Source organism: Leuconostoc aquikimchii, assembly GCF_040838325.1.
In the GTDB taxonomy this organism is placed as follows: domain Bacteria; phylum Bacillota; class Bacilli; order Lactobacillales; family Lactobacillaceae; genus Leuconostoc; species Leuconostoc aquikimchii.
Map to the genome: position 1 here is coordinate 1,523,846 of NZ_JBFPER010000001.1, position 12,742 is coordinate 1,536,587.

General features: G+C 33.8%; 9 protein-coding genes. All 9 read right to left on the minus strand.

Features of this window, described 5'->3' with window-relative positions:
- Positions 1–281 precede the first annotated feature (281 nt).
- Complete coding sequence (locus AB3K24_RS07450) at positions 282–2,885, minus strand: CDP-glycerol glycerophosphotransferase family protein (protein WP_367974780.1); 2,604 nt, start codon at positions 2,883–2,885, stop codon at positions 282–284.
- Positions 2,882–4,702, minus strand: coding sequence for a DUF6020 family protein (locus AB3K24_RS07455; protein WP_367974781.1), 1,821 nt, complete (start codon positions 4,700–4,702; stop codon positions 2,882–2,884). Before AB3K24_RS07455 ends, AB3K24_RS07450 begins: the two co-directional genes overlap by 4 nt.
- A gap of 4 nt (positions 4,703–4,706) precedes the next feature.
- A complete protein-coding gene (locus tag AB3K24_RS07460) occupies positions 4,707–5,273 on the minus strand; it encodes an LbetaH domain-containing protein (protein WP_367974782.1) in 567 nt (188 codons plus the stop codon).
- The gene (locus AB3K24_RS07465) at positions 5,260–6,207 is read right to left on the minus strand and encodes a glycosyltransferase family 2 protein (RefSeq protein ID WP_367974784.1); all 948 of its coding nucleotides are present in this window, start codon (positions 6,205–6,207) and stop codon (positions 5,260–5,262) included. Before AB3K24_RS07465 ends, AB3K24_RS07460 begins: the two co-directional genes overlap by 14 nt.
- A gap of 478 nt (positions 6,208–6,685) precedes the next feature.
- Positions 6,686–7,273: an anaerobic ribonucleoside-triphosphate reductase activating protein gene (gene nrdG / locus AB3K24_RS07470; protein WP_367974785.1), complete on the minus strand. Its 588-nt coding sequence runs from the start codon at positions 7,271–7,273 to the stop codon at positions 6,686–6,688.
- Positions 7,263–9,404 (minus strand): anaerobic ribonucleoside-triphosphate reductase, encoded by a 2,142-nt coding sequence (gene nrdD / locus AB3K24_RS07475; protein WP_367974786.1) that lies wholly within the window; start codon positions 9,402–9,404, stop codon positions 7,263–7,265. The genes nrdG and nrdD overlap by 11 nt, the downstream gene beginning before the upstream one ends.
- Before the next feature lie 444 nt (positions 9,405–9,848).
- Positions 9,849–10,448, minus strand: a complete 600-nt coding sequence (locus tag AB3K24_RS07480) for a hypothetical protein (protein ID WP_367974787.1) — start codon at positions 10,446–10,448, stop codon at positions 9,849–9,851.
- Positions 10,445–10,636, minus strand: coding sequence for a hypothetical protein (locus AB3K24_RS07485; RefSeq protein WP_367974789.1), 192 nt, complete (start codon positions 10,634–10,636; stop codon positions 10,445–10,447). The genes AB3K24_RS07480 and AB3K24_RS07485 overlap by 4 nt, the downstream gene beginning before the upstream one ends.
- Positions 10,637–10,883: 247 nt before the next feature.
- Positions 10,884–12,569 (minus strand): acetolactate synthase AlsS, encoded by a 1,686-nt coding sequence (gene alsS, locus AB3K24_RS07490; RefSeq protein ID WP_367974790.1) that lies wholly within the window; start codon positions 12,567–12,569, stop codon positions 10,884–10,886.
- Positions 12,570–12,742 lie beyond the last annotated feature (173 nt).

The following is a 12,742-nucleotide window of genomic DNA, read 5'->3' on the forward strand; positions in this document are numbered from 1 at the left end:
TATACTTGATTTTAAGTTAGATAACGATAAATATTAAAAAATGGCAAAGTCAAGTCGACTAGCCATCAGTTATTTTTTATTAGATCAAAAACAAATTCAAGAACTAATTGATTCGAAATCTATTTTTGAAAATATACATTGTTACTACCACTATTATTAATCCAAGCCAAGAAATCCAATTTACAATCATTAAAATATTGAATAAATGACTAGGTACATACCTGAAAACATTCTGTCCAATTTTAGGGCTACTACATAATTATAGGAATTACTATTATTTTTTAAGATTTAACATCATGAACTCTTTCTTTGAAAAGACTGTCAAATTGACGTAATACTAAGATATTATGTTCCCTTGCATCAAAATCTTTCAGACGTTTATAGCGACCTTCAGCTGCAATACTCAAAGATTCATACAACGAATCTACGTCATTCCCTAGAGTTAATAATCCATATTCACCTTTATCAAGCAGCTCAATGTTAGCTAAAACATTAGACGCCACAATGTCTTTCTTTAATACCATTGCCTCCATTAATGCAATAGATTGTCCCTCAGTGTGGCTAGGTAATAAAAATACATCCGCATTTAGCAAGGCTGGAAAAGTATTGTCAGAATAACCATAAAACTTTATATATTCTTCAGCGTGATTTTGAATAACCAATTCGTACAAAACTGGTGCATAATTTCCGACATCTTTCCCAAATATCTGTAATTGTACATCATCAAATTGATCATGTAGTTTTATAAAAGCTAAAATTAAGTTATCAATATTTTTTTCAGGTGATAGTCTAGAATTCGTAATAAAAATTTTTGCCTCTCTACTAATATTTGGTTCAACAATACTTTTATTACGCTTACTACTATCGACATCGCCAAATGTTGCCTCTGTTATTTTCGAGCTATTTGTCATATCAACTGCTTTTCTAAGTTTTAAAATATTAAGACTTTTATAAATCATCGGTTGCTCAGCTAAGTTAATAATTTTCTCAGCGTCGATAATGTTAGTCAACACACCACTATCATTGACATATTTAATTAACTTACGTTCGTTAATTCCTTTGGTAGCCTCTGATACCGAAAGACTAGTGTTAAATAACCCCCAGAAAGGTAAATAACTTTTTGTTTTTGGGTTCTTTAATTCGCCACCAATTGTCTTATGTGCTTCAAGCCACATATCGTTATGCAATACATTATAAGTATGGATTGCTTCGCTAGCAGCAATCCACTGACCATTATCCATAACGTAACTATCGAAATCTATTGCAACATCAAATTTTTGATTGCCAAGCAACCGACGTGCATTTAACTTTGCCTGCTTTCGTGAGTACAAAAAGTGTAATATCTGTATATTACTATATTTTTCAGCTAAAAATTTACCAACAAGTTTAATCCATCCATAAGAGCTCTCACCACGAATAATAAAAATACGAATTTTATTATTTATTTTTTTAAAATTATTATAAAAAGCATCATTGTTTCGATTGTCAGCAGTTAATAGGCTAATATCGTATTTATTATAATCTATATAATTAACAAGGTTAATTAACGCTACCGAAATGCCATTATTTTGCAATCCACCTGTATATATAAGAACCTTCTTTTTATTAGTGTCTGCTTTTATAATATTTTCATCTTTCATCTCTTGATGGTCAATTAAATTAAGTAATTTTTGAGTGACATTGCCATCATCTAAACTTACAAATCGATTTTTAAAATCATTATAAATTTCTCTATATTCGGTAAAGTTTCCTTTTCGTGTATAATCGATCACTTGATTAATATTAGAAAAAAATGGTCCTGGTAATGATTTCAATGGAAAGTAGTAACCTCTTTCTTCCTGATATATATCCGAATCAGTATTAAAAAATATTATTGGCTTACCTGTAATTAAATAATCAAAAAAAATCGACGAAAAATCTGTTATTAATAAGTCCGTCATTGCTAATAATTCATTAGCGTCAATACCATCATTAACAATAAAATTAGCTACTGATTCAATGTTCTTTAAACGATTATATATAAATGGATGCACTTTCATTAAAATATTATATTTGTCACCTAATTGTGAGTTAAGGATTCCATATATGTTAGCATATTCCGCAGATAGCTTGCTTGGTTTACTAGTTAATTCATCTGATTTCCACGTAGGTGCATAAACTAATGTCAATTTATTTTCATCTAGGTTGTAGTTTTCTATCAAATATTGATGCAATAAACTCTGATTATTTTGATTAAAAAATACATCGTTACGTGGATAGCCAATTTCTAGTATTTCTCCCGTATAAGCACCATTAAGATGGTAGTCATTTAGAAAAATTTCTGTAGTATGCTTATTGGGAGACACTAAATAGTCACTCATCATAAAGTTTCTCATAACATTCCACGATTGAAACTCACCATCTGGCATAGCATATCCCATTAATTTTAATGGTGTGCCATGCCATGTATTGATGTAGATTTGTTCTGGCTTTTTTACAAAAAAACTTTGAAATGTTGAATCAGTGATCAAATATTTAGAAAATAATTGTGCTTCAACATACTTTGGCGTGTTTCTCTCAACTAAATGAACATTAGGCATTTTTTCAACATCTATTTTCTGAATATTAAGACCTAAGATAACTTCGTCAAAATACCTATTTTGATATACAATAAAATGTTCAGCATTTTTATCACTTTGTAAAACAGCCATTAAAATTTGTAGTGGTGAGTCAGAAAAATTTTGACCATCTCTCGTTTCATAAAAATACGTGTGCTCACGAACTTTAATTTTATTATACTTTGTTGCGTAAAGTCGTGAAATCATTTTATAATTTGTTGTTTCGCGAACAATACTACGTAATATTTTGTTCCCCTTTTTGATTAAACTAAACCCTAATGTATTCATACATTTCTTTCCCATTTCGTATTTATTATTTTAAAGCTAATTACTATTAAAGGCAACATCAAAAAAATTGGTATATAGTAACGATTAAGGCCATTAACAGGAGACAAGAATAGTGTGCCTAATGTCAACAATGCAGGTAAAACTAGTAACATTTTGCGCTTGTATAACTTAAAATGAAGTAAACCAGTTACAAATACATAGACTACGAACCAAGACCAAAGTCCGATGTTTTGGTATATATTAAAAATAGGTGCATTCAATATTTTAATAAATTGATGGGCCATATTATTTTTGATATTAACTTGTTCTGGCGATGTATAGTCACTTTTTAAGCTAAATGATTTTGTAACTTGTGAAGCAACATCATAATGTGTGAAAAGCACTTGTCCTTGACCACTATCCCTATGAATAACATTAATATATCCAAAAATGTTAGCATATGTTGCCTCCAAATAAGTTTTGGGATATTTGAGTCCCAATTTCAACCAAACTGGTAAAAATGCTTTAAATTTTTTATTAAAATCTGAATTTTTTCCATTCCAATTATAAGATCCTTTGATTGGATCAGATACTTGCGGATTATAATTTTTTATACTATTTGGTGCGATAATGTCATCAATGATTCTTTGCTCTTTTTTATTCAAGATAACCTTATGATATCTCATAACCCTGGCAGTTTGCTGAAGTGGCACACTCATCATTTCCACATTTTTTGCTGGTATAACTTCTGTCCTAGAAAGTACCTTATTATATCCTGAAACTGTTAACATCGTTAATAACGATATTATTACAATTTTAAAACGGAAAAATTTATCTCTATCCAATAAGAGCAAAGACACTAACGAAACGATTACTACATAGAATGTATTTGGTCTCATTAATGAGATGATAATGGATAATAAGAAAAACACAATCAATGATAAGTTTGCTACTTTTTTTCTATCAATAACTAATTGTGAAAATATATAAAACCAGAAAATCAATGGCGATACTAATAAATTATCTTTTACAATCGTTGCATTTAAGTTTAGCCACATCGGAGAAATAAGCATCATAGTAGAAAAAAACCATTTCAATAATCTACTGACATCACTTTTAAACAATTTATAGGTAACGAAAGCAAAACTTGCAGCATTAATTACTGTTTGTGCCATTGCAATAAATAAGATACCAAAAGTAAAACTATTATGAATAGATTTTCCAACTTTGAAAAGGAAACCCATGATCATAGTATCAAAAACTGGATGATGATTATTTAAAGGAACTTGTAATTTAATTAATTGATTATAACTAGCAAATTGTTGTAGTTCATTTTTAGCATCATTACTTATGTTAATGGGCAATTGAATATACAAAAATATAATCCAAATAAATAAAAATAACAAAAGCACTTGCCAGTAGCGAGTATTTCGCGACATATTATTAGGTACTGTTGTAATAGAGCCATGTGGCAGTTTTTGCATTATACACAATTTACTGAGATAAAATATTGGGTAACTGAATAAAATGCCTATCATAATTTGTACAATAAATTCACTAAAATTATTATGATATGCACTCAAAGAGTAATCTATAGCAAACGACTTATTAAGTATCTGAAAAAAACTGAACATCACTGACCATATAAGTGATCCTATATCAAACTTAAATTTAATTTTATATTGATATGTCAAAGTTACTACTATCATAAAGAAAATAATAGACATAGAGAGCTGTCCAATACTAACAGCATTGTTTAATGGTACAAACATATATATTGACACCACTAGATAAATTAATCCTATTAAAGATCGATATAATTTTGAAGTTACATTCATTGCTTTAATCCTTATTAATGTTTTTACCTGGTGCACCAACGATTACTGAATAATTTGGAAAATCCTTGGTAACAACTGAATTAGCCCCGACCTTGGAATGGTGCCCAATATGAATTGGACCTATTAAAGCCGATCCTGCACCAAAGCTAGCACCATACTCAATATGAGGGCTATCTTGGTTACCATTCCCAACATTGCCAATGGTAACATTATGTCTAAAAACACTATTTCCACCAATATAAGAATGTGAGTTTATAATAACATTGTAAGGGTGAAAAAATTTGCTTCCCTGCCCAATATAAGCACTAGCAGGAATATGTGAGTTCAATTTACCTTCAGTAATCTTCAAATTCAAGTGTAGATAGATTTTTCGCCATAGTTTTTTTCTTAATGAATTTTTCTTTGAGTAGTATAGATTTATTCGTCCCAATCTATATATGAGCACTAGTCTCTTTGACCAATATTCAGGCTGTATTTTGACATCATGCCAAACATATTCCGAAAACAAAACTCTACCGTCTAAGCCCAAAATGATTTTTATAACTTGATTTTTAAAATCATTTTTTTTCATTCTCTTTCTCCTGTACTTTTCTTAATTCAAATTCGAAACTGCGCTGCTCTTGAGATTGAATAGCATCAAGTATCAAACCACTGAATAATGCAATAACGCCTGCCATCATAATAAATACAGAAACTATTAGTGTTGGAAAATTATCTACACGTCCAGTATGCCAGAAAGGAATAAAAACACGAAACCAAAAACTTATTGCACTGACTATAAATAATATACCAGCTGATCCACCAAAGAAGGTTAGGGGGTGATATATTCTAAATAATCGCCCCAATGTTTTTAAAACTCTAAAACCATCAGAATACGTATTTAGCTTGGACTCGCTGCCTTCTGGTCGGTCTCGATATTCGATAACCTGATTTTCCACTGCCATATTTTTCTCCGTAGCATGTATCGACATTTCTGTTTCAATTTCGAATCCACGAGATAATACTGGAAAAGTTTTGACAAATCGATAACTAAAGGCTCGGTATCCTGTTAAAATATCATTAATTTGCGTATGAAACAGCAAGTTAATAGTTGAGCGCACTATGGTATTCCCTATGTTATGAAATGGTCGTGTATTTTCTTCAAAATAAGTCGACGACAAACGATCTCCCACAACCATATCTGCATTATGTGATAATACGCGTTTATACATTTCTGGAATAGCCTCAACTGGATATGTATCATCAGCATCAATCATGATATATACATGCGCGTCTATTTCGCGAAACATTCTGCGGATAACAGCGCCCTTACCTTGAACATACTCATGACGAACAATAGCACCCGCATTCTCAGCAAGTGTTACTGTATTATCAGTGGAATTATTGTCATAGACATATATTTTTGTTCCCAAAATATCAGCTGATGCAGTTTTAACATTTTCAATTACTTTTGTGATTGTTTGACTCTCATTATATGCTGGTATTAATATTGCTAATTGTTCCATTAATTCTATCCCTTTGCTTCTTAAAAATTAGACTGTTACACTTATTTAAATTCAAATTAAAAAGCACCCACTGGGTAAGCCTTTCTTAATTATATCATATAGTTCTATACACTTTGTATTACTATAAGTCTTTGAACGCATTTTAAACTATTTCATTGGTTTTATCTGCTAATTACTTCTTTAATACAAACTATTTCAATGTTAACATAGTTTTCAAGGACCATAATTTATTTTCAGATACCTTAAATTTCCATATATTGTTAGTGCACTTACTGCCAATAAGCAACAACATCAAACAACTCAACTGATTAGTTAGTGTATTTTATTTGATATGACTTCTTCAGTAAATCTTAACAGTAATTATTTCAACTGCTGGCACATATTTCTTCATAAATAAAAGAATTCAAAAAAACTAGACAAAATCTAATTTTTTTGAATCCTTTCAAAATAAAAACATTTTTAACAATAGCATGCTAAATCAATTTTCATACTCATCCGTCCACAAGACAACATCCCTTTTTGCTAGTGATGCAGGTACATCAATGATTCGCTGATTGGACGACCCTTTAAATCGCAACTTTAAATTCATTAGTGCTTGAACAAAACGGCCATCCACTAAGACATCGATCTCTTGCAATAATGCTTTTTTGTCAGCCGTTTCGGCCATTAATTCGTCCCACGTATAACCCGTCCAAGACCAAATATCTTTCGTATGGCCAAACTCAGCACGTATGCGTCGCGTTAATTTCAGTGCAACTGCGGTGTTCAAGAACGGTTCACCACCTAATAGTGTTAACCCTTGAACGTACGATTTGCTTAAATCTACAATGATTTGATCCTCAAGTTCTTGTGTGTATTCAGTGCCGTAATGAAAGTTTTGAGCAACAACATTATAACAACCTGGGCATAAAAATTTACAACCCGATAAATATATTGAGCACCGTACGCCAGGGCCATCAACCATAATAAAGGGTTTATAATCAGCAACATAGTTAAGTGACAAATCATCTGACTGCCACTCTTGACTCTCTGGTACTGTGATGCCATTAGCTAATTTACTTGACATGTGTTTGATCAACCTCCGATTGTGACATATTTTTCACACGCGACGCAATTTCAACATGACGGCCGTGGATCATGGGACGTGCCTGTGGATTGCCTAAATAACCACACGTTCTTTTAACCACATCACATGTTTTGGGATCATGATTGCCACACTCAGGACAACAAAATCCCCGTGCCGTAGGTTTGAAATCACCTTCGAACCCACATTTAAAACATTTATCAATTGGTGTATTAGTTCCTAAATACCCCACATGATCATAGGCAAAATCCCAAACTGCTTCAAGGGCTGCTGGATTTTGACGTAAATTAGGGTATTCACAATAATGAATAAAACCACCACTAGCATATTTTGGGTAGGCTTCCTCAAATAAGAGTTTCTCAAAAGGATTAGGGTGTTTGCGAACATCATAATGAAACGAATTCGTATAATAATCTTTATCTGTGATATCAGCAATCGCGCCAAAACGTGCTTTATCTAGTTCACAAAAGCGATCAGTTAATGATTCAGCAGGTGTTGAATAGACAGAGTAGTGATAACCATCTTCTGCCTCCCACGCCTGGCAAGCAGTATGCAATCGTCGTACAATTTCAACCGTGAAATCATGTGCTTCTTCATTACTTTCCCAATTTGGACCAAAAAAGTAAGTCCCTACTTCATATAAACCGATATAGCCCAAAGAAAGTGTCGCACGACCGTTTCTAAATAGCGTATCAACATCTTCATCATCCTGTAACATTTTGCCAAACGCGCCATTTTTATACAGAATTGGGGCGTTTTCAGGAATTGCTTCCTTGGTTCTAGCAAGTTTGAATTTTAATGCCTGCTTCGCTAAGGCTAGTCGCTCATCTAATATTTCCCAAAATCGTGCCTTATTGCCCTGTGATTGCAAGGCAATACGCGGCACATTGAGTGTCACAACGCCCAAATTCATGCGTCCCTCATTGACTTCAACGCCTTGCTCATTTTGCCAACCCTGTAGAAATGAGCGACATCCCATAGGCGCTTTGAATGAGCCAGTTAATGCAACAATTTTTTCGTAATTTAATACATCAGGATACATCCGTTTTGAAGCACATTCAATAGCTAACTTTTTAATGTCATAATTGGCATCGTCGGCAGTCATATTCACACCGCGTTTCAATGAAAAGACTAATTTTGGGAAAATAGCCGTTCTATGATTAGGTCCGATACCTTTAATACGTATCTTAAAAATTGCTTTTTGAATTTCTCGTTCAAGCCAATTAGTCCCTAAACCAAAACCAAGCGTCGTAAACGGTGTTTGACCTTGAGCTGAAGCTAATGTATTAATTTCGTATTCTAACGCCTGCATCGCATCATAGATGTCTTTTTTAGTGGCATTTTCTGCGTAAACCTGACGCTTATCTGCTTGCACATAAATTTTGGCATCATTCACATGTTTTTGGTAATTCATTTCAGCGTATGGCGCTAGCAATTCATCTGCGCGATTAATGGATGTCCCACCATATTGTGACGACGCCACATTGGCAATGATTTGAGCCATTTGTGCCGTTGCCGTACCAATTGACTTTGGTGTTTCAACTTGCGCATTACCCATGGTATAACCGGATTTAAACATATAGTCAAAATCGACCAAACAGCAGTTCGTCATTGGCCCAAGCGGCGTGTAATCTAAATCATGCCAATGAATGTCACCGCGCAAATGTGCTTTTGCTACGCTTTCAGGCATCATCGTCAAACCTTTAGATTTACCAATCATACCAGCAGTTAAATCACGAAATGTATTAAACACATGTGAATCTTTGTTAGCATTTTCATGCATTGTTTTGTCATCTTGATTGATTAATGATTTAAGTTTATTTTCTGGATCAATTGCTTGCAACCAAGCTTGTTCATCCGACATATGCTTTGTTTGAAAAGCCTCAGCAGCCTGTGGTGATAATGTTTCTAATTGCGTTAAAATAGTTTGATAAATTATTTGTGTGGTCACATTAGGTTGTGCCGCTTTTGACATCACAAGGGCCATAATCGTTTCACAAACATCTCCCTCAAGATCAAGTGACTCAAGAACAAGTGCAATTTTATATGGTCGAAATTTCACGGCCTCTCCGGATTTTTTTGTGATGGCAGTGACTAAATTAATTGTACTCATGTATGACGATTCCCCTTATTCTATACAAAATAATATGCGTATTATGATAATTAATTCACATCAGTTGTATGGCTGTATTTAGAATTATGCGCGTTCTAAGTAGCTGGTGTCAAACACTTGTTCTATGTATATATATACATTATTATTAGCATATTTACTTAAACATATTACCAGTACCAACACGTTATTCAACGTTATTTTCCTTTATGGATCATCAAGTATTTATTCATTATTTTTTGTAAGTATTGTCGCAAACGTTATCTTAACAACAGTTACCCTCTGATTAACATGCTCAATACTGCATAAGCATTAATATAACAGTTTCTTTACAATTTTGCTTTTGTCACCCTAACACAATACAACAGTTTAAAATTATTCTAATTTTAAATAGCACAAAAAAAGGTCCCAACAAGAATTTCTCCAAATTAGTACCGTTTAATTATTCTACAGCTTTATCATAGCTTCAAAATATGCTTTTTCAATCATAGGGTAACCTATAATCATTTTATAGTATTCTTTATTCGGAGAATTCTCTTCAAAATCATTTAAATACACAAAGTGTTGTTTTTCATACCAATCAGCCGCATGAGGTAGTGCATCAACTGATATTCCTGCAATAGCAACATTATATTTTGTTCTCATCTTGACAACGATTTCATAAATCACACGTAATAAAGATTTACCAACGTTAAATTGTTCATCTTTTCTTTTTGAGCCATCATATTGCAAATTTTTGGATACAGAAAAGTGGTCAATACTAATTAATGGTATACTATCGTACTGCTTGTTTACATCACCAAAAGTGTGATTAGCTTGCTCACTGGACTTATTCGATATCGTTTGTGCTGTTGATAACGCAAACATACCAACAACGGTATCACCAACATATGCCACGCTTAACGCAGTTTTATTATGTGTCTCCATGACATCTAATTCTTCAAAAAGAAAAGCATCCAAAGTATGGATACCTGTCGTATAATTATTAAAATCCGAAATATTTATTAAACCATTGTGGGGATATACATCAAAATCAAATATTTTCATTGTAAAAAACGCTTTAAACGTGCCATCCCTTTTTGAGACGCAATAAATCCATCAGCTATTTCAGAAACTTTTTGATTAAATTCAGGGCTTTCAATATCACTTTTAGATGGTCTCAATGTTTTTCTAAGACGTTCTTCTTGTGATTTTGATTGTATGTTGATAATAACGTTTGAATTAATTGCTACCATTTTTATACCTCTTTTCTACAATCATAAAAAATATGCTTATCCATTATAGCTACATTTACACACGAACGTCAATAGATTAATACCATATTGGAAGTTTATACGCGCATTTGTTGAAAGAAAAAGAGCAGTCTCAACGAGAGCTTGCTCTTAATTTTTTAAACGTCAAGTCCCCAAATGTCCCCAAGTGAGAAAATAGACGATTTTTAATATATAAACAAAACGCTTATAAACGTTGTTGTATCAATGTTTAACCTTCGCCGGCGATCAATTGTGATCCCAATTCATAGTTATGAGAATAATCAACCGGAATATCAACCACAACTGGCCCTTGTGTTGCAAAAGCTTCGTCTAACACAGCATCCAAATCGGCTGGTGTATTCACTCTTAGACCCTTGGCGCCAAAAGCCTCTGCGTATTTAACTAAGTCGATATTACCAAAGTTAACCCCAGCAGATTCACCATTATACTTCATTTCTTCTTGGAACTTCACCATATCATAATGTGCATTATCATTCCAAACAATGTGAACGGTGTTTAAATTCAAACGTACAGCCGTTTCTAATTCCATTGCTGAGAAGAAGAAACCACCATCACCTGATACTGAAACTGACTTGGCATTTGGACGAACCATTGCCGCAGCCATTGCCCATGGCAAACCAACACCCAATGTTTGCATGCCGTTTGAAATCAAGAAGTGACGCGCAACATATGATTTGAAATGACGTGCCATCCATATATAATGTGATCCAATGTCTGTTGACACTGTCATATCGTCTGTCACATGTGCTTGAATTGACTTGATAACAGTCAGCGGGTGGTTTAAGTTACCCTCAGCAGGCGTATAAGTTGGTTCATTGGACAAACGGAGGTCTGCTTTCAAATCATGCAACGTTTGTTGGCTTTCATCTGGTAATTGATAACCCGCAATACGTTCTGTCAATAAGTCAATACTTTGTGACAAATCACCAATAAGTTGACGTTGTGGCACAAAGTGATTATCAATTTGTACAGGTGTTGTATCCAATGCCACAATATTTAAGTTGTTTTCTTTATTCCAGTTACGTGGCTCATATTCAATGGCATCATAACCTAAAGTAATCACCAAATCAGACTGTTGCAGTAACTTATCACCAGTTTGATTACGGAACAAACCAATTCTACCGAAGTATGATGCTTCTTCCAAATCACGTGAGATAACACCAGCACCTTGGAAAGTCTCTACGACTGGCAAAGCCACCTGATTAAGTAACTTGTGTAAAGCCGCAACAGATTGGTCATTTGATGCACGCGCACCGACCAACAAAACTGGCAACTTAGCTTGTTTAATTTCTCCTGCTAACCAATCTAAATCTGCCAATGAAGCGGCACCTTGTTGCGCCATTGGCACTTGTGCTAACGCATCAATATTAACAGGCGCATCATCAATATCTTGAGGTAATGACACGAATGCGGCACCTTTTTTAGCCCCATTAGCTGCCGCAAAAGCATTGGCCAAAATTTCTGAAATATTATTAGGATCTTGTACTTCTGAACTAAAGTTAGTAATTGGTGTAAACAAAGCAATTGAATTCGTTGATTGGTGTGTCAAACGGTAAAGATCTTTACGTTGCACTTGCCCACCAATAGCTACGACTGGATCGCTTTCAGCACTTGCTGTCATTAATCCGGTCACCAAATTACCAACACCAGGACCAGAAGTTGCAATCACAACCCCTGTTTTACCTGTAATACGGGCAAAAGCTTGCGCCATAAAAGCAGCATTTTGTTCATGACGTGCCACGATTAATTTGGGTACTTTTTGACCCGATTTAGGATGTTCTAACGTTTCAAACAAACGATCTATTTTTGCGCCGGGAATACCAAAAACCAAATCAACACCATGATTGATTAAACTATCAGCGACAATATCTGCACCATATTTTTGTTCTGACATAATATATTAGAGCGTACGTTGCGTGCCTTGATTATAACAAAATAGTCACTTTATAAAACCAGATCACCTGCCTACGCTCATTTCCTCCATACTTTTTTCGATAACCATATCATAGCACTTTTTACTAGCTTATTGCCAATTGAACATTGTGAAGTATATCTCTATGTCAACGT

Bases quoted from the DNA above. Each gene is read 5' to 3' on its own strand.
- AB3K24_RS07465 (WP_367974784.1), bottom strand. From the start codon at position 6,207: ATGGAACAATTAGCAATATTAATACCAGCATATAATGAGAGTCAAACA.
- nrdD (WP_367974786.1), bottom strand. From the start codon at position 9,404: ATGAGTACAATTAATTTAGTCACTGCCATCACAAAAAAATCCGGAGAG.
- AB3K24_RS07480 (WP_367974787.1), bottom strand. From the start codon at position 10,448: ATGAAAATATTTGATTTTGATGTATATCCCCACAATGGTTTAATAAAT.
- nrdG (WP_367974785.1), bottom strand. From the start codon at position 7,273: ATGTCAAGTAAATTAGCTAATGGCATCACAGTACCAGAGAGTCAAGAG.
- AB3K24_RS07485 (WP_367974789.1), bottom strand. From the start codon at position 10,636: ATGGTAGCAATTAATTCAAACGTTATTATCAACATACAATCAAAATCA.
- alsS (WP_367974790.1), bottom strand. From the start codon at position 12,569: ATGTCAGAACAAAAATATGGTGCAGATATTGTCGCTGATAGTTTAATC.
- AB3K24_RS07460 (WP_367974782.1), bottom strand. From the start codon at position 5,273: ATGAAAAAAAATGATTTTAAAAATCAAGTTATAAAAATCATTTTGGGC.
- AB3K24_RS07450 (WP_367974780.1), bottom strand. From the start codon at position 2,885: ATGAATACATTAGGGTTTAGTTTAATCAAAAAGGGGAACAAAATATTA.
- AB3K24_RS07455 (WP_367974781.1), bottom strand. From the start codon at position 4,702: ATGAATGTAACTTCAAAATTATATCGATCTTTAATAGGATTAATTTAT.